Origin of the sequence: Brumimicrobium sp., from assembly GCA_023957385.1 — a bacterium.
Taxonomy (GTDB): Bacteria; Bacteroidota; Bacteroidia; order Flavobacteriales_D; family Crocinitomicaceae; genus Brumimicrobium.
On the sequence record JAMLGZ010000001.1, the window covers coordinates 848,806 to 872,147 of the forward strand.

Annotated in this window: 25 protein-coding genes and 1 pseudogene; 12 read left to right on the top strand and 14 right to left on the bottom strand. The window is 33.8% G+C overall.

What is annotated here, in order from left to right; genetic code table 11:
• Window positions 1–46: 46 nt before the first annotated feature.
• Complete coding sequence (gene murB, locus M9897_03685) at window positions 47–1,054, bottom strand: UDP-N-acetylmuramate dehydrogenase (GenBank protein ID MCO5267980.1); 1,008 nt, start codon at window positions 1,052–1,054, stop codon at window positions 47–49.
• A gap of 98 nt (window positions 1,055–1,152) precedes the next feature.
• Between murB and M9897_03690 the strand changes: the two genes are divergently transcribed.
• Together M9897_03690 and M9897_03695 are read left to right on the top strand one after the other, a co-directional pair.
• A complete protein-coding gene (locus tag M9897_03690) occupies window positions 1,153–1,572 on the top strand; it encodes a PaaI family thioesterase (GenBank protein ID MCO5267981.1) in 420 nt (139 codons plus the stop codon).
• Window positions 1,573–1,575: 3 nt separating this feature from the next.
• The gene (locus M9897_03695; GenBank protein ID MCO5267982.1) at window positions 1,576–2,559 is read left to right on the top strand and encodes a chorismate-binding protein; all 984 of its coding nucleotides are present in this window, start codon (window positions 1,576–1,578) and stop codon (window positions 2,557–2,559) included.
• 181 nt (window positions 2,560–2,740) lie between these two features.
• On the opposite strand, the gene rplS is transcribed toward M9897_03695, so the two are convergent.
• The 4 genes and pseudogenes from rplS to M9897_03715 all read right to left on the bottom strand — a co-directional run bounded on the left by rplS (window position 2,741) and on the right by M9897_03715 (window position 5,894).
• Window positions 2,741–3,091, bottom strand: coding sequence for a 50S ribosomal protein L19 (rplS, locus tag M9897_03700; GenBank protein ID MCO5267983.1), 351 nt, complete (start codon window positions 3,089–3,091; stop codon window positions 2,741–2,743).
• A gap of 114 nt (window positions 3,092–3,205) precedes the next feature.
• On the bottom strand, window positions 3,206–3,634 hold the full coding sequence (locus M9897_03705; protein MCO5267984.1) for a hypothetical protein: 429 nt from the start codon (window positions 3,632–3,634) through the stop codon (window positions 3,206–3,208).
• 194 nt (window positions 3,635–3,828) lie between these two features.
• Window positions 3,829–4,941, bottom strand: a pseudogene (locus tag M9897_03710) (DNA polymerase III subunit gamma/tau).
• Between the two features lie 83 nt (window positions 4,942–5,024).
• A complete protein-coding gene (locus M9897_03715) occupies window positions 5,025–5,894 on the bottom strand; it encodes a sigma-70 family RNA polymerase sigma factor (GenBank protein ID MCO5267985.1) in 870 nt (289 codons plus the stop codon).
• A 191-nt stretch (window positions 5,895–6,085) separates the two neighbouring features.
• Between M9897_03715 and M9897_03720 the strand changes: the two genes are divergently transcribed.
• Window positions 6,086–6,892, top strand: coding sequence for a 2,3,4,5-tetrahydropyridine-2,6-dicarboxylate N-succinyltransferase (locus M9897_03720; protein ID MCO5267986.1), 807 nt, complete (start codon window positions 6,086–6,088; stop codon window positions 6,890–6,892).
• A gap of 7 nt (window positions 6,893–6,899) precedes the next feature.
• Here the strand turns inward: M9897_03720 and ffh are convergent, their stop codons facing one another.
• Window positions 6,900–8,243, bottom strand: a complete 1,344-nt coding sequence (gene ffh, locus M9897_03725) for a signal recognition particle protein (protein MCO5267987.1) — start codon at window positions 8,241–8,243, stop codon at window positions 6,900–6,902.
• Between the two features lie 117 nt (window positions 8,244–8,360).
• Here ffh and M9897_03730 point away from each other — a divergent pair, with 117 nt between their 5' ends.
• Window positions 8,361–8,771 carry a hypothetical protein gene (locus tag M9897_03730; protein ID MCO5267988.1) on the top strand — a complete coding sequence of 137 codons (411 nt, stop codon included), beginning with the start codon at window positions 8,361–8,363 and terminating at the stop codon, window positions 8,769–8,771.
• Window positions 8,772–8,822: 51 nt separating this feature from the next.
• Here the strand turns inward: M9897_03730 and M9897_03735 are convergent, their stop codons facing one another.
• Entirely contained in the window at window positions 8,823–9,269 is a 447-nt protein-coding gene (locus M9897_03735; protein ID MCO5267989.1) for an Lrp/AsnC family transcriptional regulator, read from the bottom strand.
• Window positions 9,270–9,431: 162 nt separating this feature from the next.
• Here M9897_03735 and M9897_03740 point away from each other — a divergent pair, with 162 nt between their 5' ends.
• Window positions 9,432–10,688 (top strand): cystathionine gamma-synthase family protein, encoded by a 1,257-nt coding sequence (locus M9897_03740; protein MCO5267990.1) that lies wholly within the window; start codon window positions 9,432–9,434, stop codon window positions 10,686–10,688.
• Window positions 10,689–10,741: 53 nt separating this feature from the next.
• Here M9897_03740 and M9897_03745 read toward each other — a convergent pair whose 3' ends face one another.
• The 7 genes from M9897_03745 to M9897_03775 are packed head-to-tail and all read right to left on the bottom strand — an operon-like array spanning window position 10,742 to window position 14,648.
• Window positions 10,742–11,305 (bottom strand): DUF6438 domain-containing protein, encoded by a 564-nt coding sequence (locus M9897_03745; protein ID MCO5267991.1) that lies wholly within the window; start codon window positions 11,303–11,305, stop codon window positions 10,742–10,744.
• Window positions 11,306–11,363: 58 nt separating this feature from the next.
• Window positions 11,364–11,756 (bottom strand): DUF3127 domain-containing protein, encoded by a 393-nt coding sequence (locus tag M9897_03750; GenBank protein MCO5267992.1) that lies wholly within the window; start codon window positions 11,754–11,756, stop codon window positions 11,364–11,366.
• Window positions 11,757–11,768: 12 nt separating this feature from the next.
• The gene (locus M9897_03755) at window positions 11,769–12,665 is read right to left on the bottom strand and encodes a flavin reductase family protein (GenBank protein MCO5267993.1); all 897 of its coding nucleotides are present in this window, start codon (window positions 12,663–12,665) and stop codon (window positions 11,769–11,771) included.
• 20 nt (window positions 12,666–12,685) lie between these two features.
• Complete coding sequence (locus M9897_03760; GenBank protein ID MCO5267994.1) at window positions 12,686–13,342, bottom strand: hypothetical protein; 657 nt, start codon at window positions 13,340–13,342, stop codon at window positions 12,686–12,688.
• A gap of 55 nt (window positions 13,343–13,397) precedes the next feature.
• Window positions 13,398–13,790, bottom strand: a complete 393-nt coding sequence (locus M9897_03765) for a T9SS type A sorting domain-containing protein (protein ID MCO5267995.1) — start codon at window positions 13,788–13,790, stop codon at window positions 13,398–13,400.
• A 1-nt stretch (window position 13,791) separates the two neighbouring features.
• The gene (locus M9897_03770; protein MCO5267996.1) at window positions 13,792–14,058 is read right to left on the bottom strand and encodes a DUF493 domain-containing protein; all 267 of its coding nucleotides are present in this window, start codon (window positions 14,056–14,058) and stop codon (window positions 13,792–13,794) included.
• Between the two features lie 2 nt (window positions 14,059–14,060).
• Window positions 14,061–14,648: a hypothetical protein gene (locus M9897_03775; GenBank protein MCO5267997.1), complete on the bottom strand. Its 588-nt coding sequence runs from the start codon at window positions 14,646–14,648 to the stop codon at window positions 14,061–14,063.
• A 60-nt stretch (window positions 14,649–14,708) separates the two neighbouring features.
• Here M9897_03775 and M9897_03780 point away from each other — a divergent pair, with 60 nt between their 5' ends.
• The 7 genes from M9897_03780 to bamA all read left to right on the top strand — a co-directional run bounded on the left by M9897_03780 (window position 14,709) and on the right by bamA (window position 23,301).
• Complete coding sequence (locus M9897_03780; GenBank protein ID MCO5267998.1) at window positions 14,709–15,140, top strand: hypothetical protein; 432 nt, start codon at window positions 14,709–14,711, stop codon at window positions 15,138–15,140.
• 72 nt (window positions 15,141–15,212) lie between these two features.
• On the top strand, window positions 15,213–17,459 hold the full coding sequence (locus M9897_03785) for a TonB-dependent receptor plug domain-containing protein (GenBank protein MCO5267999.1): 2,247 nt from the start codon (window positions 15,213–15,215) through the stop codon (window positions 17,457–17,459).
• Window positions 17,456–17,803 carry a cation transporter gene (locus M9897_03790; GenBank protein MCO5268000.1) on the top strand — a complete coding sequence of 116 codons (348 nt, stop codon included), beginning with the start codon at window positions 17,456–17,458 and terminating at the stop codon, window positions 17,801–17,803. Before M9897_03785 ends, M9897_03790 begins: the two co-directional genes overlap by 4 nt.
• Window positions 17,804–18,111: 308 nt before the next feature.
• Entirely contained in the window at window positions 18,112–19,614 is a 1,503-nt protein-coding gene (gene atpD / locus M9897_03795) for a F0F1 ATP synthase subunit beta (protein MCO5268001.1), read from the top strand.
• Window positions 19,615–19,625: 11 nt separating this feature from the next.
• Window positions 19,626–19,916 carry a F0F1 ATP synthase subunit epsilon gene (locus M9897_03800; protein ID MCO5268002.1) on the top strand — a complete coding sequence of 97 codons (291 nt, stop codon included), beginning with the start codon at window positions 19,626–19,628 and terminating at the stop codon, window positions 19,914–19,916.
• Between the two features lie 129 nt (window positions 19,917–20,045).
• Entirely contained in the window at window positions 20,046–20,789 is a 744-nt protein-coding gene (locus tag M9897_03805) for an isoprenyl transferase (GenBank protein ID MCO5268003.1), read from the top strand.
• Window position 20,790: 1 nt separating this feature from the next.
• On the top strand, window positions 20,791–23,301 hold the full coding sequence (gene bamA / locus M9897_03810; protein MCO5268004.1) for an outer membrane protein assembly factor BamA: 2,511 nt from the start codon (window positions 20,791–20,793) through the stop codon (window positions 23,299–23,301).
• Window positions 23,302–23,342: the final 41 nt, after the last annotated feature.

Consider the following 23,342-nt stretch of genomic DNA (forward strand, 5'->3'; position numbering starts at 1 on the left):
TCTTTCTTATAGATTTAATAACTGGATGATAGTTAATAAGTTTTAGTTAAATTATATTTACTTCTCGTTCGAGTGTTATTCCGAATTTAGTTTGTATATCCGCTATTATGCTGCTTGATAAATCATAAATATCTTTTCCTGTAGCGCCTCCATGATTTACCAAAACTAGTGCTTGTTTGTTATGAACTCCACATGCTCCTATTTTCTTTCCTTTCCATCCAGATTGTTCTATAAGCCATCCGGCAGGCACTTTTATGTTGGATTTATCAATCGGATATGAAGGGACGGTTGGGTGTTTATCTTGTATCTTCTTGAATAATTCTATTGGAATTACAGGATTTTTGAAAAAACTACCTCCATTTCCTATTTCTTTAGGATCAGGAAGTTTAGATTGTCGAATAGCAATAACAGCATTGCTTACATCTTTAATGGTAGGAGATTGGATTTTTCTTCTGTCTAATTCATCCTGAATGGCTCCATATTGTGTATTTACTTTTGGATTCTTCGATAATTTGTATTGTACAGAAATTATGACATATTGGTTCTTTAGATCCTTCTTGAATACACTTTCACGATATCCAAACTTACATTCTTCCTTTGTAAACACTCGTTTATTTCCTGTCTTAATATTGATCGCTTGGAGAGAATGAAAAGTGTCTTTTATTTCTACACCATATGCACCGATGTTTTGCATAGGACTTGCACCGACTCTTCCAGGAATAAGAGAAAGATTTTCAAGTCCACCCCAATTTTGACTAATAGTATAAAGCACAAACTCATTCCAGATTTCACCAGCACCTGCTTCTACTATGACAGAATCATTATTTTCATTTATAACTTTTATTCCTAGAATTCTGTTAAGTAAAATAATTCCATCAAAATCTTTTAAAAATAGCACATTGCTTCCTCCTCCCAAGATGAGTAATTTCTCATCTTTATGCTCGGAAAGTAGCTCTTTTAATTCATCTTCTGTTTGGAAAGAAGTGAAATACTGAGTCATTACATCTATGCCAAAGGTGTTGTAATTTTTTAAATTTACGTTTTCTTGGAGCATTCTACGTTATTTTGCACGAATGTACTTATTTTTATCGGGCACAAAATGACTTTTAGATTGTTTTATTAAATGAGAATTGTAGATTTTAAAAAAAGAATATGTTAAAACAAGTAAGTTTAGATCAGATTAATGCATTTGCAAAAGATACTTTAATGGAAACATTAGGGATTAAATGTGTAGAATTAGGTAGGGATTATGTTGTCGCAACAATGCCTGTAAATTCAAAAACACATCAGCCCATGAAATTATTACATGGTGGCGCAAGTGCTGCGTTGATAGAGACTATTGGCTCCATCGGCTCTACTTTGTTAATCGATTTGGAAAAGGAAGTTCCAGTAGGATTAGAGATTAATGCGAATCATATAGGAGGAATGACATCGGGAATAGTAAGGGCTGTAGGTAAGATTGTTCATGCAGGTAGAAGAACACATGTTTGGCAAGTTGATTTAACAAATGAAGAAACAGGTTCTTTGATTTGTACGGGGCGTTTGACAGTTATGATTATTCCAAGGAAATAAAGTATGGGAATTTTAGCGTATCAGTTTCCAAATCAGACATTAAAGATATTTCAAGGTAATTGGAAAAGATCATCGTTGGATGAACTCCCTAAAGACACTTTCTTTGTAAGTTCATTTACGAAAGATGAAGTGTATTATTTCGAAATGACGGGAGAAATAGAAAGTATTCCTTCAAAAGAATTGACGCTTGGTTCCAAGAATGATATCTTTATAGTTAATGATAAATCTTATTTGTTTGGATTAGAACACTTTAAATTTGGATTTGAACCTGTGGGGATAAGCAAGGCTATTTATTCTCGCATTAAATTTAAGGAAGGGACAATTGATAAGTTAGAAGATATATTGAGAGTATTAGCATCTAAATATCAACAAGAAGCATTAGTTTATCTTATTAGTGATACTGAATTTGGGACTTGGATGGGAGCGACACCTGAAATTTTGTTAGAAGGAGACGAGGAAGAAATGAGGACAATTGCGCTTGCTGGTACAAAAGATACGGAAGAGAGGCGTTGGACCGTTAAAGAAGAGGAAGAGCATCAGTATGTAGTTAGTTATGTTGGAGATATTATCAGTAAGTATGCGCAACCTGAAATAAAACAATCATCCACAGAGACTGTAAAGAATGGGGCTGTATATCATTTAAAAACAAAATTTAGTTTTAAGGTTGCCTATCAAAATTGGAACGAGTTGCTAAAAGAATTGCATCCAACCCCAGCTGTTTGTGGAACCCCTAAAGAAATTGCTCAACGTTATATTTTAACCTATGAGCCTCATGAGCGTAAGTTTTATACGGGTCTGATTGGTATGAAACAATCTGATTCGCTCTCTGTTTTTGTGAATCTTCGTTGCATGCAGATATTACAAGAAGGATTTGGTTTATACGTAGGTGGTGGTATTACAAAAGATTCTCGTATTGAAGATGAATGGATGGAAACTGAGGCAAAAAGTAAAACATTGATTTCTGTTATTGAAGAAGTAAAAGAATAGAGAGGAAAACAGGCGTCTTCCTCTCTATAAAAACTAACACTACTACTTATGAAACTATTTAGCATATTGCGAATCTCGTGCCAAAAATTTCAGCGTATTATTTTAATTCCTAAGAAAAGTTAAAAACAAAAAAAAATCGCCTTCTAAAGAGAAAGCGATTTTCATATAATATTGTGAGAGATTAGAATTTTCTTTTCTCTTTAATTCTTGCAGATTTTCCAGTTCTATCACGGAAGTAGAAAATACGAGCTCTTCTAACTGAACCGTGTTTTAAAACTTTAATCTCATCGATGAAAGGAGTGTGAACAGGGAAAATACGTTCTACACCAATACCTCCTGAAGTCTTACGAACAGTAAAAGTTTCTGTAACACCAGAACCTCTTCTTTGGATAACTACTCCTTGAAATTGCTGAATACGCTCTTTCTCTCCTTCTCTAATTTTATATGAAACGACAATAGTATCTCCTGCTCCAAATTCTGGAACTTGGTTAACTGTTACAAACTCGTTTTGAACTTCTTTAATTAAATCCATGATATATAATTTTTTATCTTCTTAATGAATTGGGGTGCAATATTAAGGATTATTTATGAAATCCATACAGATAAATCAATTTATTTTTAAAATAATTTCTTTTTCTGCTTAAAATCACAAATCAATATCTAGTTTAAAGGTGTTTCTCAGATTGTTAAGGTCTGGATTTCGCTTAGCCATATCATCAAATTTGTCTTTGCTCGTAAAAAGTTTGCTTTCTGCAGTTTCTTCCACAAATATTTGAATCTCAATAGATGTATTTTTGAGTTCTTGCCTTAGAAAATGAAGAATATTATAGAGATTAGCTTCCAAAAATTCCTTCTGTACATTATTGTTTACCGTATGCTTAATAATATTCCCTTCTACTAATAGAGGATCATTCGCTAGCATGGAGGTGTATAAATTTCCCTGCCCTTCATCTTTTAGTTTATGTGCAAATTGCCTCCACCGCATGCGCATCTCATCTATAGTGAATGGTTGAGATTCCTCTTTCAATCCTTTGTTGTCTGGGGTGAGATTGGTACCTTTTTCGGTACGATTCATTAAATCTTGAATACCGAGCAATGTGCTTTGTCCCTGGTGTGTAGGTGTCGAAAGTTTTTTGACTTCTGGTCGGGTGGAGGAGATGCCTTGTGAATTATTCTCAGAAATTGTTGTTTGTTGTTGGGGAGAAATCTTTGTCTTTGGAAGGGCTTGACCTTTAAATGGAATAATGATTACTGGATCAGTTATTGCTTTTTTTTTTCTAACTCATTTTTAATTGAGCAAAGTTGCATTAAAGTTAATTCAACCAATAAACGTTGATTTTTTGAACTCTTATAGTTTGTGTCGGCACTGGTTAAAACACCTAAGGATCTTAATAAATAAGGAACCGATAAATCAGGTAAATTTGTTTGTTCTTTATATCTACTTTGAATAGTATCTCCTACTTCTAGTAATTCTAGTGTTTGAGGATCTTTTCCTACCATTAAATTTCGATAGTGCTCTGCAAGTCCAATTATAAATTGATGTCCGTCAAATCCGTAGTTGATAATTTCATTAAATAAAAGTAAACTACTGGAGATATCTTCATTTCGAGCAAAATCAACTAATTTAAAGTAGTAATCATAATCTAATACATTTAAATTCTCAATTACTGCTTTATAGGTGAGTGTTTTTCCTGAGAAACTTACAATTTGATCAAAGATAGAAAGTGCGTCTCTCATTGCGCCATCTGCTTTCTGTGCAATTAAATGTAATGCTTCACTTTCTGCATCAATCCCTTCACTAACTGCAATTCGTTGAAGGTGATTTACCATGTCTGATATTTTAATTCGGTTAAAATCAAAAATCTGACAACGAGAAAGTATGGTTGGGATAATCTTGTGTTTTTCAGTAGTTGCTAATATGAAGATGGCATGCTTGGGAGGCTCTTCTAAGGTTTTTAAAAAAGCATTAAAAGCTGCTGTCGATAACATATGCACCTCGTCTATTATATAAACTTTATAATTTCCTAATTGCGGTGCGATACGAACTTGATCAATTAAGCTACGAATATCATCAACACTATTATTTGAAGCAGCATCTAATTCATATACATTGAGTGATTGTCCTTCATCAAAAGATTTGCAGGATTCACATGTGCCACAAGCTTCAATATTTTCAGAGCGATTAGTACAATTGATTGTTTTGGCAAGAATACGGGCAGTAGAGGTTTTTCCTACGCCTCGTGAACCACAAAATAAGAATGCTTGAGCTAATTGGTTGTTTTTAATTGCATTTTTTAGGGTAACAGCAATGTTATTCTGACCAACTAGGGTGTCAAATGTTTGGGGTCTGTACTTTCTTGCGGAAACAATATAGTCACTCATACAACAAAAATAATAGAAATATTTTATTCGGCAATGAATCCGATAAAATATACCTGTTTTGCATTTGAATGGCTAGTTTGGAACTATCCTAAATACGTTCTTAGTAATTTACTTCTGGATGTATGACGTAATCGACGAACAGCCTTCTCTTTTATTTGGCGTACACGTTCTCTAGTTAAGTCAAAACGATATCCAATTTCATCTAAACTCATTTGGCGATTTCCATCTAGTCCAAAATATAATCTAAGAACATCTGCTTCACGTAAAGTTAAGGTATTTAATGAGCGGTTAATTTCCTTTTGAAGAGATTGGTGCAAAAGCACATCTTCTGGAGCAATTACACTGTCATTTTCTAATAAATCATACATATTGGAACTAGATTCATCTCCATCGACCAAAGGAGCATCCATGGAAATAGCCTTTCCATTGGATTCAAGAGCTCTGATAACATCCGTTACGGGTATATCTAAACGTTCAGCTACCTCTTCAAAGGTAGGTGCCCTTTCTAATTCTTGTTCTAGTTCAGAGAATGTTTTATTTACTTTCCCGATTGAACCAATTTTATTTAAAGGTAATCGTACAATTCTAGCATGTTCTGCTAATGCTTGCAAGATAGATTGTCGTATCCACCACACAGCGTAAGAAATAAATTTAAAACCTCTGGTTTCATCAAATCTTTTAGCAGCTTTGATGAGTCCTACGTTTCCTTCATTTATTAAATCTGGAAGCGTTAAACCTTGGTTCTGATATTGTTTTGCTACGGAAACAACAAATCGCAAGTTTGCACGAACAAGTCTATCTAAAGCACGTTGATCACCTGCTTTAATTCTTTGAGCTAGTTCTACCTCTTCTTGTGCAGTAATAAGGTCAACTCTACCAATCTCCACTAGATACTTATCTACGGATTCCGTTTCACGGTTGGTAACTTGTTTTGTGATTTTTAACTGTCTCATTCCGTTCTTTTTAATTTAAATTAGATTGCTATACTTTATAAACGTTTTAGAAAAGAAAAAGTTGGCTGATTTCTATATAATTGCTTAAAAAAATAGCGAGATAAAATTGAGCAAATTTCGTGCAAATTTTCTGTATACTTTTATTTTAAATGATTGTGTATCTTTGTTCATGAATTAAATATTTTTCATCGATGAAGGAAATAATTGAAAAAGCCTGGTTGGATAGATCTCTTTTAACTGACAAAGAGGTTATACATGTGATAGAATCTGTAATTTCAAAATTAGATAGTGGAGAATTACGTGTAGCAGAACCAAAAGATGGATCTTGGCAAGTGAATGAGTGGGTAAAAAAGGCAGTTGTGATGTATTTCCCTATTCGTAAGATGGAAACTATTGAGGTTGGACCTTTTGAATTTTACGATAAAATGGCACTTAAAAGAAATTATAAAGAATTAGGTGTGCGCGTAGTGCCTCATGCTATTGCTCGTTATGGTTCTTATATTTCTAAAGGTGTTATTTTGATGCCTTCTTATGTAAATATTGGGGCGTATGTTGACGAAGGGACAATGGTGGATACATGGGCAACAGTTGGGTCTTGCGCTCAAATTGGTAAACATGTTCATTTGAGTGGAGGTGTAGGTATTGGTGGTGTATTAGAACCTTTGCAAGCATCTCCAGTAATTATTGAAGATGGAGCCTTTATTGGTTCTCGTTGCATTGTTGTTGAAGGAGTTCGAGTGAGAAAAGAAGCAGTATTGGGAGCGAATGTAGTGTTAACGAAATCTACCAAAATTATTGATGTTACCGGTGCACAGCCTATTGAAATGAAAGGTGAAATCCCCGAGAGAAGTGTTGTAATACCAGGTTCTTACACCAAGAAATTTAATGCAGGAGAGTTCCAAGTGCCTTGTGCGTTAATTATTGGTAAACGCAAGGAAAGTACAGATTTAAAGACTTCTTTAAACGATGCTTTAAGAGAAAATGAAGTAGCTGTGTAAGGGTTGATTACATCCCCGGTATTCCTCCTCCTTTCATGTTTTTCATTAAACTCATCATATTTTTACGGTCGCTTACAAAGCGCATCATTTTCTTTGTGTCTTCAAACTGTTTGATTAATTTATTAACCTCTTGAATGTTTTGCCCACTTCCTGAGGCAATTCTTTTCTTTCTACTATTGTCGAGAATAGCAGGATTTTCCCTCTCCTGTGGAGTCATAGAATAAATAATGGCTTCAATAGGTTTGAATGCGTTGTCATCAATTTCTACATCTTTCATGGCTTTACCCATTCCAGGTAGCATCCCCATCAAATCCTTCATGCTTCCCATCTTTTTAACTTGTTGTAACTGAGAAAGGAAGTCGTTAAAATCAAATTGATTCTTTTTTATTTTCTTTTGAAGTTTTCTTGCTTCTTCTTCGTTGTATTGTTCTTGAGCTCGTTCAACTAAAGAAACGACATCTCCCATTCCCAAGATTCTATCGGCCATTCTTTTTGGATAGAATACGTCAAGCGCATCCATCTTTTCACCTGTACCTACAAACTTAATAGGTTTATTTACAACAGCCTTGATGGAAATTGCAGCACCACCACGTGTATCACCATCTAATTTAGTAAGAATAACTCCGTCAAAATCAATGGCGTCGTTGAATGCCTTAGCTGTATTTACAGCATCTTGACCTGTCATGGAGTCCACAACAAATAAGGTTTCCGATGGACGTATCGTATTCTTAAGTTCTGTAATCTCCGCCATCATTTGTGCGTCTACAGCCAAACGACCTGCGGTATCGATGATTACTACGTTAAATCCATTACTTTTTGCATATTGTAAAGCATCTTGTGCAATTTTAACTGGGTTCTTTTCTTCTTTATTTGAAAATACTTCTACACCTAGTTGCTCACCCAAAACATGTAATTGGTCGATAGCAGCAGGTCTGTAAACATCACCCGCAACTAATAGAGGTTTCTTCCCTTTTTTGTTCTTTAAATAATTTGCTAGTTTTCCAGAAAAAGTAGTCTTACCTGAACCTTGTAATCCAGACATTAAAATGATGCCTGGACTTCCTTGATAATTTAACTCTGACTCATCTGTTCCCATTAATTCAACGAGCTCTTCATGACAAATTTTGATCATCAATTGTCCTGGAGATACTGCTGTTAATACATCCCTACCTAATGCTTTTTCTTTTACACGTGTAGTAAATTCTTTGGCTGTTTTGAAATTAACGTCCGCATCCAATAAAGCACGACGTACTTCTTTCAATGTTTCTGCAACATTTATTTCTGTGATTTGCCCTTGGCCTTTTAATACTTTAAAGGCTCTCTCAAATTTGTCCGTTAAATTTTCAAACATGCAACTAATTTTTTAATTGTTTACAAAGCTAATAAATTCCTATAAATTTTATGAAAAATTTTGATGCAACACTTATTTTTCAGATGTTTGTGTCGAATTTTTTAAATTAATTAATCTATGAAACTAAATTTTAAATTACTGTCGTTATTATTAATGGTGTTTGTTGTGGTGAGTTGTAGTAAATACGAAGAGGGTGGAATCTCTATACTAACCAAAAAGGCAAGACTTTGTAAAACTTGGAAGCCTGTTCGATATATCTATAAGAATGGAACTTCTACAACAAACGTAGATAAGGGTTTGATTGAATTAAAGAAAGATCAAACTGCCAATTGGACAATTTATATGGGGTCAACTCCTGTTATTGCTACGGGAAATTGGAACTTTATAAATGATAAAGCAGGACTTAATATTAATGTTACTGCTTTTGGATTTAATTTGAATAATGACTATGAAATTGTTCGTCTAGAGGCTAAAGATTTGAGAGTGAGAGATAAGGATGGAACGGTTATTTGTTTAATTCCTGCATAGACTGAAAGAGAGTATAAAATGATTAGAAGGCTATCAATTTGATAGCCTTTTTTACTCTTTCTTAACTACATCTAAAACGAAAGTACTTTTAATTTGATTTACGTGACTTAAGGCTGCCAATTTTCCTGAAGCAAACTGGTGATAATTGTCTAGATTTTTAACCATCACCTTGAGTAAGAAATCATTGGCTCCTCCCATAAGGTAACATTCTAATACTTCTGGAAGTTTTTTAATTTCTTTTTTAAATTCTTCAATTTCTTTTAATTTCTGTACATCTAAAGATACCGAACAAAAAACAAACATAACTTCTTGTATCTTTCGCTCATTGATAATAGCAACATATTTTTCAATAACACCTGATTTTTCCATTTTCTTGATGCGTTCAAATGTGGGGGTGTTACTCAATCCTATTGCGTCTGATATTTCTTTAATGCTTAGTTTGGCATTTTTCTTTAGGAGTTTGATGATTTTAAAATCAATTTCATCTAGTTCTGGCATAGTGTAGCATTTTATTCTATTCTTAATTTTATTTTACAACAAATAAAGTGTATTATTCTATATTATACGGATTGTATAGAATATTTTTCCAAAAATATAAAATATTTAGATAAAATACTATTAAATATTAATTTTGCTTAGAATCAATAAATAGTAATTAAAATGGCAAAATCTACCAATTTTAAACCTGAAAGCTTAATGATGAGCTATGGTTATAAACCGGAATTATCAGAAGGATCTGTAAAGTGTCCACTTTTTCAAACTTCTACCTTTGTTTTCAAGACTGCAGAGGAAGGAAAAGCATTCTTTTCTTTAGCGTATGGATTAAGGGAAAAGGAGAAAGGAGAAGAATTAGGTCTTATTTATAGTAGAATTAATAATCCAAATTTGGAAATTCTGGAAAACCGTTTATCACTTTGGGATAAAGCAGATGATAGCGCAGTGTTTGAAAGTGGGATGGCGGCTATTAGTACTGTTTTATTAGAGTTCCTAAAGCCAGGTGATTTGCTTTTATATAGTTCACCTACATACGGTGGTACAGACCATTTTATCTGTGATTTCCTTCCAAAAATTGGTGTTGAAGCAATTGCTTTTTACCCAGAAAATACACGGGAAGAAATTGAAGCAATGATTCAGAAAACCGGTAAAGCTGATCGTTTAGGACTAATTTACATTGAAACGCCTGCTAATCCTACCAATACCATTATTGATATTAAAATGTGTGCGGAAATTGCTGCTAAACATAAAAATGGGAATGATAGAACCTATTTATGTGTAGATAATACCTATATGGGACCACTTTGGTCTAGACCTATGGAGTTAGGTGCTGATTTAGTTGTATATTCTGCTACCAAATATATTGGAGGCCATAGTGACTTAATTGCTGGTGCTGTATTGACAACCGCTCAAATTATGCCAAGAGTAAAAGCATTGAGGACTTTCTTAGGGAATATGGTAAGTCCACATACAGCTTGGTTGATGTTGAGAAGTATGGAGACACTAAAGATACGTATGGAGCGTCAAGCTACATCTGCTGAAAAGGTAGCAACTTACTTAAGTAAGCATCCAAAAGTGGATAAGGTTCACTATTTGGGACTGATAGAAGAAAATGATCCTCAATATACTTTATATAAACAACAATATGATTCTCCTGGAGCTATGATTTCTTTCAATATTAAAGGAGGAGAAAAAGAAGCTTTTCAGTTTTTAAATAATCTAAGCTTAATCCAATTAGCTGTGAGTTTGGGAAGTACAGAGAGTTTAGCGCAACATCCAGCCACTATGACGCACTGTGCAGTAGCAGAAAACGAAAGAGAAAAAATGGGGGTAACTTCAAGTTTGATCCGAGTTTCTATTGGCGTTGAAGATGCGGATGACTTAATTAAAGACGTAGAACAAGCATTAGCTTCTGTTAGATAGTTTCAAGAAATCTTAATGAAAACAAAAAAGTGGAGAACTCTCCACTTTTTTTATCACTTATATTCTTCAATTACTGTCCATTCAATTTTGTTAGATATTCCATCTAGATAGTCTTGGAATCTGAGTAACCCCGGTGGAATCTCAAATCGAGCCATAATTGATTTGGATTTATCACCTACTGTAATATGTGTGTATGTTGAAGGAACATCCATCACACGCGTATCATTGTACTCATCTTTAAAATCGAAATACCCTATCCCTAAAGCCTTCTCCTGGATGTCTTGCATGATTTCTTTAGAAACTGTAGCTTCATACTTTCCTAATTTATCTACATTTCCCAATCCTTCGTATGTTGCATGTCCATCCTTGTAGATGATCATTTCAAAGGTAGGGCATTTTCCAAAACAAGCTGTTCTTCGTATGGAAGCAAAAATTTCTCCGTCTGTGTTCATCTCCTCTTGTGCGTTATTGGATGTTGAATTACTATTATTGGAATTTGTGTTTTCCTTTACTTGAGTTTCGGTTTTGTTTGCATTGTTCTTTGATACCTCCTTTGAGTTGTTACAGGCAGAAAGAGCAACTGTAAAGATGCTTACGATGAAGATTATTTTTTTCATATCTAATTTTTTTTGAAGCGTTATTGCAAAAAGGATGCAATTTTTAAAATTACACTATTTAGAATGGTAAATCGTCATCCTCTTCATTGCTAACAAATGTTTCTACATCCGTAGCATCAATTTTAGCCGCTGGTTGTTGAGCCTGTGTGTTAGCAGGTGCAGCTCCTCCATTTTGAGTTTTCTCTACTCTCCATGCATTTAAAGAGTTGAAATATTTAACTTCTCCTTGTGGGCTTGTCCATTCTCTACCTCTAATATTGAAAGTTACCGTAACCAAATCGTTTAGATTGATATTATCTAATAAAGAAGTTTGGTCTTGAGTTAACTCAAACATAATGTCTTGCGGGTAATTCCCTGATCCATCTGTAACGACAAATTCTCTTTTTCTGAAAGAATCTGAAATTTGTTGTGTGTCTTTTTTTACTTTTAAAGTACCGTTCAAAGTATACATAATTTGTTGTTTTTATTGATTATTAAATGCGAGAAGCGTTTTCCATGCATCCTCTATATTGTTTCTTTCTAATAAATTTTTAGCTAGTTTGTGCAATTCAATTTCTAAATCTTTTGGATTTTCATTGAAAGATATAAAAATATCAGCTAATTCCAATAATTTATAGTCATTAACTTCTGTTTCATCAGGTAATGCTTCTATTCCTCCTAATTTCCCTAAGTCATTTCCACTTAAAATTGTACTCAAACGAATATCCTCAGGAATTGCATCATATCCAATTCCAATAGTGGTTATTGGTTTTGGAATTTCAAACATAGAGGCTGAATTTGAATGACAATACCAATTACCACCCATGCGAGATACCAAATCAATTTTGTGCTGGTCGATTAATCCATCTTCCCCTAATACATCTTCATTGATATGCATTTTAATTACTTCACAGATAATGAGATTACCAGCGGCTCCACCTGTTCCGGTTTCTCTTACTTCTAATACTTTGCACTCCATTTGAACGTGAGATTCTTTTACACGAAATGGCCTAACTAAGTCAGAAGGGATAGGGGTAAGTCCACTTTTCTGAAATTCATTTACTTCTGGTTGAAACGGGCAAGAAGCTAAACTGACTTGTTGTATAATATCATAGTTTACCGTATTGATGACTACTTCAGGAATTTTCTTAACATTATTGTAAGTGTCTTTAGTGTTTCCTGTTCTGCCACTTCGTGCGGGACTAAAAATGAGTATTGGGGGATTAGCACCAAAACAATTAAAAAAACTAAAAGGAGATAAATTGGGTACTCCATTTTCATCAACTGTTGAAGCAAATGCAATAGGGCGAGGGCCTATCGCTCCTAATAAATGTTTATGTAGCAATGGAATAGGAGTCTCTTTTGGATCAATAGTTAACATATTTGTTTCTTTAAATGTTATTATTGGCTATTAGTACTACCTTTTTTGCCAAAGAAATAGGAATATCCAAATCCAACAATAAAATAAGTGGTAATTTCATTTATTTTTGCATCATTAAAACCAGAGAATTGATCTATACCTGTTTGATGAGGCTGAAACTTAAATCCGTGAAAAGTATATCCTAATGTTAATCTAAAAGAAGAGTTTTCTGTACTTGTTAAACATAGTCCTAATACAGGCTCAACAAATCCACCATCATTCATGTAAGCTTTACCTAGAAGCAGTTTGTTTTTATTGGTGTTAAAAATATTTACAGAGTATCCCACGCGAACTCCATAGTCAATTCCAAATCTTCCAAAATACTTCTCTTGCCCAATTTTTACAAATGCACCAAGCACATGGAGGCCACCAGACAATCCGATATTATTTTTAAATTGATTCACATTAAAATATCCATAGCGAAGTCCTGCTCCAATAGAAAATGAGTTGTCAAGAGTATATTGAAAGTTGGGTGTTACAATTGCTAGTCCTTGCATTAACTCACGAAAGGCTCTGTTTGTAATATTGTTAGGCAATCCTAATTCGATATTAAAAGATGCATTTGGTGTAAACTCAGTCGTTTGCGCTTGTAGATAATATGTTGGTAAGAGTAATAGGAGTAAGATAAATCGTTTCATACTGTTTAATTTCTGTTCACTAATATAACGAATGTTTTTTATTTTTAGTAGCTTGTTAATTTAATATTTCAAACTTTTTCCTGGTCTTTTGAAGTTCAGATTTAGCTTGGTAGAAATACATTCCATTTTCAAATTGAGTGGTATCTACTTGGATGATATTTCCACCTTTTTGATACTCTTTCTTCTCAATTACTTTGTGAATACCTTTGTCTATTGAAAAGATAGTGATTTCAATCTCTTTTGGAAAATGCATTTCAATAAATATCTGAATTGTTCCTTTTGCAGGTTCGTTCTCTATAGGATGAAGAATAAAATAATTCTCACGATTAATCCTTCCTTCTTTAAATTTCTTAAGTAACAATCTGTATAAAATAATAAAGATAATGATGGAAAATGTTGTCCATGCTATATATCGGGTGATGATTACTATATCAATAGCTAATAACATATTATATTACAATTACGCCTTTTATTTTTTCAGTATCTTGATAGATTTTAATCACACTATCTGAATCAGTCATTACTTCTTTTATCGTAATACTAGTGTAATTCCCTTTCGCAGAAGGTCGCATAGATATTTCAGAAACTTGACTAAACATATTGGTAACACGAGCTATAAGTTGATTATCGCTTGGGACAATAAATTTAAACATATATACATTCGGCCATTCTAATAAGTCCAATTGTTCTTTTAATTTTAGGTATTTTTCCTCCATAACTATTTTTTCGCCAGCAAAGTTAGCCTTTTTACCTCTTTTTTTACACCCTCTGGAAGAATATTATAATTTTCTTTTAAACAATGGATCGAAGTTGATTTTAATATGATTTCTGCTTGTGATAGGTCTGCGATTATTGTCATGGGGTCAGGTTCTTGACTTTGAGCGACTTTTATGTCATTTTCTAAACAAATTGGATGTGACCAATATGTAGCATAGTCTGTTTCAACTTTAAGCCATTGTTCAATAATGTTTGTTAATTCATGTGGATTCTGAGTTTTAATGACTTGTCTCTTTTGTTGGGAACGTTCTGTTTGAAACACATGAAATGCTTCTAAAAAGTTTTCAGGATATTGAATAGCTTGAGAAAAAATAGAAGTAATCTCTTCTTGTATTGCTGTTTGATCCGTTAAAGTCAAATAGGCTGTATATTCATTATTTAATTTCTTTAACTTAGATTGCCATACCAATGGAATAGGGGCGTGAGTTAGAAAATAGTTTATTTGTTTAAAAAAAATAACCTCCCAGATTTCATCTAGGTCATCATCCTCATTGTGAGGTAATATAAGTTTTGCATATTCCTTAGTCATTTTAACAAAATTAAACCTTTAATCTTTCTATCTCCCTTATTTTTTTATAAATTTGCGTATATGTTCAAAAATGTACGTTTCCATATTGTTGCATTGTTGGTGCTTTTTGTGATTAGCACTTCTGGACTAACAGTGTATAAACATTTCTGCGCATTCAAAGGAGTTTCGTACAATATCTCATTATTGTCTAGTGATGATAGTTGTAAAAAATCGAATTCGAAACAAGTAACACACACATGTTGCGTATCTACTCCTTCTCAAGATTTAAAATTTGAAAAAAATTGTTGTAATGAAGAAGTGGATATTTTCCAAATCCATACGGATTTAAATACATTTCATCAGTTAGACTTTATAACTAATTTTGTAAATACTTACCCAATTGAAATTCACATTCCTGTTGAAAAAAGCATACAGTCTTTCTTGGCAGAAACAGTCCCTATCCCTATTCCTTTATATAAGCGCTTATCTTTAGTGCAATCCTATTTGATATGATAAACTGTTTTTTTTTGTGAGTCTAAGATAGCAGACTTGCAAGCAGTTTTAATATTAATCAAATAGTGAAAAATGAAATATATACTAATTATTATAAGTTTATTATGGAGTTTTGGGTTGTTTTCCCAAAAAATCAAATTACAAGGAACTATCAATACCTATATTGATGGTAAGAGTACCTCTCCTTTATTAGGTGCTGAGATATTCTTTAGGAATGCCAGAATTGGAGATGTGACAAATGAAAAAGGAGAATTTACCATTTCTGGAACTGTATCTTTCCCAGATACGCTTATTGTGAGAGCTGCCGACTATTATAATGACACTATTCCTATACATCATTGGGAGGATAAACAACTTCGAATTGTACTTTTCCCAGAATTCGTAGCCGAAGAGGTGGTCATTCGTGCAAAGCGAGATAATTCTAATATTTTGCGCCTAGATCCTCGTCACGTGGAGCAATTAACGCAGGGAGAGTTGAAAAAGGCAGCTTGTTGCAATTTAGCAGAATCTTTCGAAACCAATGCCACTGTGGATGTAAGTATGTCTGATGGGGTGTCGGGTTCTAAACGTATCCAAATGATGGGGTTGAGTGGACGTTATACACAGCTTCAGTTTGAAAATATTCCATTTATGCATAATGTCGATCAAGCATTTGGATTAGCAACTGTTCCGGGTACGTGGATTAATTCCATTCAAATTACGAAAGGAACTGGAACGGTTGTAAACGGCTATGAATCTATGAATGGATTAATCAATCTCGAATATCATAAGCCGATGGATATGGACCCTCTTTTCGTGAATGGATATTTTAGTATTCAAGGTAGATCTGAGTTAAATTTACATGGTGGCTATAAATTAAAAAACGATAATTGGAGTACGGGTTGGTTTATACATGGCTCTTCTTTATTTGTTGAAAATGATCGAAATAAGGATGGTTTTCGAGATATGCCTTTGGGGAATACTATTATAGGTATGAATCGATGGAGTTATGTGTCTGACCATTTCGTTGGGCAAATCGGTGTAAAAGTGAACTATACTGATCAGCAAGGTGGGCAAATTGGATTTAAGCGATATGAAAAGAATCAAGGGTTGTATGGCGTTGGAATTCGGAATTTTAATGCAGAGCTTTTTGGAAAAACAGGATTTATCTTTGAAGACAAAGTGCATAGTTCACTTGGCATTATCTATTATGCAAAATATGATGAGTTGAGTACTTTGTATGGAAATAGAACGTTAGATGCCATTGAAAAACGTGGCTATATTAACATGGTATATGAACGTATTTTAGGAAATACAAATCATAACCTTAAAACAGGCTTGAGCTTTGTATATGATGATTTGCGTCAGAAAATGGAAGATAAATTACCAACAGACACAACGCTTCGAAGGTTGGATAGAACAGAGTTGGTTCCTGGTGCTTTTGCGGAATACACGTATTTAGGAAGGCTATCTACTTTAGTAATAGGAGTTAGAGGAGATTATCACAATCTATTCGGGTTTCAATTTACACCAAGAGTTAATTATAAGTTAAACATTACCGAAAATATGGACTTTCGTGTGACAGCAGGTAGAGGTTTCCGCGTTTCAAACTATGCGATAGATAATTTATCTTTAATGGCTACCAATTTACCGTGGCTTGTTGAGACTAATTTACGACCTGAAATTTCTTGGAATTTTGGCGGTAGTTATGTGTGGAATTTTAAAATGTTTGATCATGCTGCAACCTGGTCTGCCGATTTCTATCATACTTTATTTGAAAATCAGTTAATAGCAGATAGAGACGAGTCGTTTAACTACATCCGTATGCGCAATTTAAATGGACAATCTTTTTCCAACGCATTCCAAACCGACTTTAAATTTGCACCATTTCACCAATTTACCATCAAATTGGCATATAAATGGTTAGAGGTTCGATCAACAATGGGAGGGAGTTTAAAATCAGAAATCATGGTTCCATCACATAGAGGATTTATTAATTTTGAATACGAAACACGTAATAAAAAATGGAGTTACGATTTAACGTTTTCAATTTATAGCCAACAAAGATTAGCTGAGGTAAGGCGTCCTGATGGAAGTTTAACAACAGATAATATGAGTGGAGTTATTCCCATGTTAAATGCACAGGTGACATATCGATTTAAAAAGTTTGAAATATATTTAGGAGGTGAAAATCTCTTAGATCATAGATTAAAAAATCCATTAATAGATGCAGAGAATCCATTTAGTTCAACTTTTGATGCAACACGCGTTTATACATCTATTTTTGGGGTGAATGTTTATGGAGGTTTTAGGTTTAATTTAGAAAAGAAAAAGCAATGAAAAATGTAAAAAAATTAATAGTATTAACTATTCTTATGGCTGTGTTTACTGGGTATTCATTTAGTCAGGATTCGAAAAATGTGGTACAAATTCAAACCAATGCACAATGCACTGATTGCAAACAACGCCTTGAAAAAGAATTGAACTACACCAAGGGGATTTCTTATGCAGAGCTAAATATGGCAACAAAACAATTGGAAATTAAATACAATCCAAAGAAAATATCAGTTGATGATATACGAAAAACGATATCTGAAATTGGATATGATGCAGATAGTATTAAAGCGAATCCAGTCAAACAAGCAGCACTTCCTAGTTGTTGTCAACCAGGGGGAGGACATTAGGAGTTATGTGCTTGATTCTTCAATAATTAAGGAGGTAATCAGGAAAATATCACGCTTAATTTTTATTTGAATTATAGGGTGATAAGTATGGTCTTAGTAAAAGGGGGAGTAGTGACTTTGTAGATACTCCCCTTTTTAATGTTTTTTAAACATGAATGAAATAAGCAGAATTGATTTATAAATCATGATTATAGTAGTCTATTAATCAGTGAATTAACAATTGTTGAAAATAAAAAACCTTTTTATCGCCTTTAAACAAAATATATACACTATATTTGCGCAAAATTTTAATTAAAAAAAGACAGAAAATGTCCGGAATTAAAGGAGAAGTATTACAGGTTATCGGTCCTGTTGTTGACGTAAGCTTTAACAAAGAAGCTGAATTACCAAAGATTTATGATGCACTATACGTTCAGAAAGCTGACGGTAGTAAGGTAGTGCTAGAAGTTCAATCTCATGTTGGAGAAAATACAGTTAGAACCATTTCGATGGACTCTACAGACGGATTTACTCGTGGAATGGAAGTTGTTGCAACAGGAAAAGCTATTGCAATGCCTTCAGGAGAACAAGTGAAAGGTCGTGTGTTTAACGTAGTAGGAGATACTATTGATGGAGTTGGTCAAATGGAGGAATCCAGAGGATTACCAATCCACAGAGAAGCTCCTGAGTTTGAAGAACTATCTACAGCATCAGAAGTGCTTTTTACAGGAATTAAAGTAATCGACTTAATTGAACCTTATGCAAAAGGAGGTAAAATTGGTTTATTCGGTGGAGCTGGTGTTGGTAAAACCGTATTAATTCAAGAGTTGATTAACAACATCGCAAAAGCTTATGATGGATTATCCGTATTCGCTGGAGTAGGTGAGCGTACCCGTGAAGGTAATGACTTACTTCGTGAGATGTTGGAGTCTGGAATTATTCAATATGGAGAAGAGTTCATGCATTCTATGGAAGAAGGTAAATGGGATCTTACTAAAGTGGATAAATCTAAATTGAAAGATTCTAAGGCAGCATTCGTATTTGGACAGATGAATGAGCCTCCAGGAGCTCGTGCTCGTGTGGCATTATCTGGATTGACTTTAGCTGAATTCTTTAGAGATGGAGATGGAGAAGGACAAGGTAGAGATATCTTATTCTTCGTAGATAATATCTTCCGTTTCACACAAGCTGGTTCTGAAGTATCTGCTCTTCTTGGTCGTATGCCATCTGCGGTAGGATATCAACCTACATTAGCAACTGAGATGGGTGCCATGCAGGAACGTATTACTTCAACTAAAAATGGATCAATTACATCTGTTCAGGCGGTTTATGTGCCTGCGGATGACTTAACTGACCCGGCTCCAGCTAACACATTCGCTCACTTGGATGCTACCACTGTATTGTCAAGAAAGATTGCAGAGCAAGGAATTTACCCTGCTGTGGATCCATTAGACTCTACATCAAGAATCCTTTCTCCAAATATCGTAGGAAGAGAGCATTACGATTGTGCTCGTAGAGTTCAGTCAACCTTACAACGTTATAAAGAATTACAAGATATTATTGCAATTCTTGGTATGGATGAATTGTCAGAAGAAGATAAATTAGTTGTACACCGAGCTAGACGTGTTCAGCGTTTCTTATCTCAACCATTCCACGTTGCTGAGCAGTTTACAGGATTAAAAGGAGTACTTGTAGATATTCAAGATACTATCAAAGGATTTAATATGATTCTAGATGGCGAATTAGATAAGTATCCAGAGGCTGCGTTTAACTTGAAAGGGGATATCAATGACGTGATTGAAGCTGGAGAGAAAATGATAGCTGAAGCATAAAAATCTAAAACATGAAATTAGAAGTAATAACACCTGAGAAAAAATTGTTTAATGGAGAAGTGGACGCAGTTCAATTTCCCGGAGTGGATGGTTCTTTTCAGGTTTTAAATGGCCACGCTCCTATTATTTCTGCATTAAAGGAAGGTAAAATCAAAGCTCAATTGGCAAATGATGATATCGATTTTGATGATATTACTGGAGTTTTCGAAAGAGATACATCTAATGATAAAGTAATCCACATGCAGATTAAAGGTGGTGTAGTAGAAATGCAAAATGATAAAATCATTGTTCTTGCAGAATAATATATGAAATAATTTATGAAAAAGGGAGTTGTAATTTACAATTCCCTTTTTCTGTTAAACAACGTTAAGGAAATTAAAATTTAATTAGAGTTAGTATTTTCTTTTTAAATTCGTTCCCAATAAGTAAAAATGAGTCTTTTAAATCAAATAAATCTTGAAAAATGCCCAAAGCATATTGCTATCATTATGGATGGTAATGGGAGATGGGCTAAAATGCAAGGTCAATCAAGATTATTTGGACATTTACACGGTGTTGAATCTGTGCGAGAAGTGTTAAAAGCATGTGTAGAATTAGGCGTAAGGTATTTAACATTATATGCTTTTTCTACAGAAAATTGGAATAGACCAAAAGAGGAAGTTGATGGGCTTATGAATTTGATGGTTGAAACTTTAGCAAAAGAAATTCAAGAGCTTGGAGAAAACAACGTACGCGTTCGTAGTATGGGTGAGCAATTAGGACTGCCTCAAGCTTGCCAAAATGAATTAGACAAAGCTTCTCAATCTACTCAATCCAATTCGAAAATAGATTTAATTCTTGCTTTGAATTATAGTTCCAGATGGGAAATTGTTGAAGCAACTAAAAAAATAGCCCAAAAAGTTAAAGCAGGTGAATTAACCATAGATGATATTACCACTGACACTTTTTCACAATCTTTAAATTTAAACGATGTCCCAGATCCAGAATTATTAATCAGAACTTCAGGTGAATTCAGAATTAGTAACTTTATGCTGTGGCAAATTGCTTATTCTGAATTATATTTCTCTGAGAAGTTGTGGCCCGACTTTAAAAAAGAAGATTTATACCAAGCAGTAGTGAATTATCAAAATAGAGAACGTAGATTTGGGAAAATTTCCGAACAACTAAATAGTTAATATGAAATTCTGGAGTATCATCATAGTAGTATTCACGTTTGTTTCCTTTACTTGGGGACAAAAGATTGATTATACTTCACCTAAGGAATATGAACTTGGGCCTATCACTATTAACGGTGCAGATAACTTTGATCACCAAGCAATTAAATTAATCGCTGGTTTAAAACAAGGAAATAAAATTACTATTCCGGGAGAAGATGTTACAAAAGCTATCAAGAAATTATGGGATGAGGGATTGTTTTCGGATGTTCAAATTCGATTAACCCAAGTAGTCGGAAATATAGCCTATTTAGAAATAGACTTAACTCCACGTCCAAAGCTGTCTCGTTTCAAATTCACTAATGTAAAGAAAAAGGATGCAGATAAGATTCGTGAAAAAATAAATCTTTTTGCAGGAAAAAATATCACAGAAGATCTGGTGTATGTGACACAAACCATCATTGAAGATTTTTATAAAGAAAAAGGATTTAACAATGTTCAAGTAGATATTAGACGTATTACAGATACTCTAATGAATAATGCTGAGGTTTTTGATATTGTTGTCGAAAAAGGATACCATGTGAAAATTAAAAAAATCAATTTCTATGGAGCCGAATCTGTAAAGCATGGGAAACTACGTCGTAAGATGAAAGATACCAAGCAACGAGCAATTTGGAGGGTATTTAAAGCCTCAAAATACAATGAGGTAGCTTACGAACGCGATAAGAAAACGATGTTAGATCAGTTTAAAAAGATTGGTTTGCGTGATGCGCGTATCCTGCGTGACTCTGTGTATGATATTAATGCAAAAAACATTATGATTGACCTGTTCATAGATGAAGGAGAAATATATTATTTTGGAAAAATTAATTGGGTAGGTAATGCTAAATATTCTTCTGGATTCTTGGATACAATCTTAGGAATTAAATATGGTGATATTTATAATAAAGAACTGTTAGAAACTCGTTTGTATCAGAGTCAGGATGGTAGAGATATTACCTCCTTATACATGGATAGAGGTCACCTGTTCTTCCAAGTGATTCCTGTAGAAACAAAAGTAGAGAATCATCATATTGACTATGAAATCAGAATCATAGAAGGAAAAGAAGCAAGAATTCGTGATATCCTTATTAAAGGAAATCAAAAAACCAATGATTATGTAATTCGCCGTGAAATACGTACACGCCCAGGTGACTTATTTAATCGAAATGATATTATACGTACGCAACGAGAATTAGCTCAATTGGGATATTTTGACGAACAAGGTTTTCAAATAAACCCAATCCCAAACCCTGCGGATGGAACTGTTGATATTGAATACGTAGTAAAAGAAAAATCTTCTGACCAAATTGAATTGTCTGGTGGATATGGATTAGGTCGTTTAATTGGAACCTTAGGGTTAACCTTTAATAATTTCTCTATCCAAAATATGTTTAACAAATCAGCTTGGCAGCCTCTTCCAACTGGTGATGGTCAAACATTATCTATCCGTGCTCAAACTAATGGTAGATATTATCAATCATATAATTTATCTTTTACTGAGCCATGGTTAGGAGGTAGAAAGCCAAATGCATTAACGGTTTGGTTGACTTATTCTCAATTTGGAAATAATTTTAGTAGAAAAAATCCAAATTACAATGGAATTTCTATTTCGGGTACTGGTGTTGGTCTGCAGCGAAGAAAGAAAATTCCGGATGATTATTTTAGCGCATATTATGAGATAGGGTATAACTACTATGACGTTATTAAATACGATAATATTTTTGTATTTAATAACGGATATTCTAATGATATTTCTTTTAAATATATATTAGCTAGAAATTCAGTGGATGCTCCAATTTTCCCAAGAACTGGGTCAAATATAAAGTTTACAGCTAAAGCTACATTGCCTTATTCACTCTTTGATGGAGTAGATGATTATTCTAAACTGACTAGCCAAGAGAGATATAAATTTGTAGAATACTATAAATTTAAATTAACTGGAGAATGGTATTTCCCTTTAACACCAGATAAGAAATTGATTTTGATGCCTAAATTTGGATTTGGATTTATGGGTAGTTATTCCAAAGCAAAAGGATTATCTCCATTTGAACGTTTCTATTTAGGTGGTAACGCACTTTCTGGATACGCACAATTAGATGGTAGAGAGTTAATTTCTTTAAGAGGTTACGATGATCAAGTAGTTTCATCTACTTATGGAGATCCTATTATTACTCGATATACACTAGAGTTACGCTACCCTATATCCTTAAATCCTTCTGCTACTTTCTTTGCACTAGCTTTTGTTGAAGCAGGTAATACTTATCCAGGGTTTAAAGATTTTAATCCTTTCAATGTAAAACGAAGTGCAGGAGTAGGTGTGAGAATTTTCTTACCTATGTTTGGTTTACTTGGATTTGATTATGGATGGGGATTTGATCCGCTAGATCAGCATAGTAGAGGTGCAGGTGCAGGTGCTGATTTAAAAAGAAGAATGGGTAAACCAACAGGAGCTTTCCAATTTATTATTGGAGCAAATTTGGGTGATTTATAATAAGAAAAGAAAATTAGAGTTATTATTGATTATTTTTGAAA

Bases quoted from the DNA above. Each gene is read 5' to 3' on its own strand.
- murB (MCO5267980.1), bottom strand. From the start codon at position 1,054: ATGCTCCAAGAAAACGTAAATTTAAAAAATTACAACACCTTTGGCATA.
- M9897_03690 (MCO5267981.1), top strand. From the start codon at position 1,153: ATGTTAAAACAAGTAAGTTTAGATCAGATTAATGCATTTGCAAAAGAT.
- M9897_03695 (MCO5267982.1), top strand. From the start codon at position 1,576: ATGGGAATTTTAGCGTATCAGTTTCCAAATCAGACATTAAAGATATTT.
- rplS (MCO5267983.1), bottom strand. From the start codon at position 3,091: ATGGATTTAATTAAAGAAGTTCAAAACGAGTTTGTAACAGTTAACCAA.
- M9897_03705 (MCO5267984.1), bottom strand. From the start codon at position 3,634: ATGAATCGTACCGAAAAAGGTACCAATCTCACCCCAGACAACAAAGGA.
- M9897_03715 (MCO5267985.1), bottom strand. From the start codon at position 5,894: ATGAGACAGTTAAAAATCACAAAACAAGTTACCAACCGTGAAACGGAA.
- M9897_03720 (MCO5267986.1), top strand. From the start codon at position 6,086: ATGAAGGAAATAATTGAAAAAGCCTGGTTGGATAGATCTCTTTTAACT.
- ffh (MCO5267987.1), bottom strand. From the start codon at position 8,243: ATGTTTGAAAATTTAACGGACAAATTTGAGAGAGCCTTTAAAGTATTA.
- M9897_03730 (MCO5267988.1), top strand. From the start codon at position 8,361: ATGAAACTAAATTTTAAATTACTGTCGTTATTATTAATGGTGTTTGTT.
- M9897_03735 (MCO5267989.1), bottom strand. From the start codon at position 9,269: ATGCCAGAACTAGATGAAATTGATTTTAAAATCATCAAACTCCTAAAG.
- M9897_03740 (MCO5267990.1), top strand. From the start codon at position 9,432: ATGGCAAAATCTACCAATTTTAAACCTGAAAGCTTAATGATGAGCTAT.
- M9897_03745 (MCO5267991.1), bottom strand. From the start codon at position 11,305: ATGAAAAAAATAATCTTCATCGTAAGCATCTTTACAGTTGCTCTTTCT.
- M9897_03750 (MCO5267992.1), bottom strand. From the start codon at position 11,756: ATGTATACTTTGAACGGTACTTTAAAAGTAAAAAAAGACACACAACAA.
- M9897_03755 (MCO5267993.1), bottom strand. From the start codon at position 12,665: ATGTTAACTATTGATCCAAAAGAGACTCCTATTCCATTGCTACATAAA.
- M9897_03760 (MCO5267994.1), bottom strand. From the start codon at position 13,342: ATGAAACGATTTATCTTACTCCTATTACTCTTACCAACATATTATCTA.
- M9897_03765 (MCO5267995.1), bottom strand. From the start codon at position 13,790: ATGTTATTAGCTATTGATATAGTAATCATCACCCGATATATAGCATGG.
- M9897_03770 (MCO5267996.1), bottom strand. From the start codon at position 14,058: ATGGAGGAAAAATACCTAAAATTAAAAGAACAATTGGACTTATTAGAA.
- M9897_03775 (MCO5267997.1), bottom strand. From the start codon at position 14,648: ATGACTAAGGAATATGCAAAACTTATATTACCTCACAATGAGGATGAT.
- M9897_03780 (MCO5267998.1), top strand. From the start codon at position 14,709: ATGTTCAAAAATGTACGTTTCCATATTGTTGCATTGTTGGTGCTTTTT.
- M9897_03785 (MCO5267999.1), top strand. From the start codon at position 15,213: ATGAAATATATACTAATTATTATAAGTTTATTATGGAGTTTTGGGTTG.
- M9897_03790 (MCO5268000.1), top strand. From the start codon at position 17,456: ATGAAAAATGTAAAAAAATTAATAGTATTAACTATTCTTATGGCTGTG.
- atpD (MCO5268001.1), top strand. From the start codon at position 18,112: ATGTCCGGAATTAAAGGAGAAGTATTACAGGTTATCGGTCCTGTTGTT.
- M9897_03800 (MCO5268002.1), top strand. From the start codon at position 19,626: ATGAAATTAGAAGTAATAACACCTGAGAAAAAATTGTTTAATGGAGAA.
- M9897_03805 (MCO5268003.1), top strand. From the start codon at position 20,046: ATGAGTCTTTTAAATCAAATAAATCTTGAAAAATGCCCAAAGCATATT.
- bamA (MCO5268004.1), top strand. From the start codon at position 20,791: ATGAAATTCTGGAGTATCATCATAGTAGTATTCACGTTTGTTTCCTTT.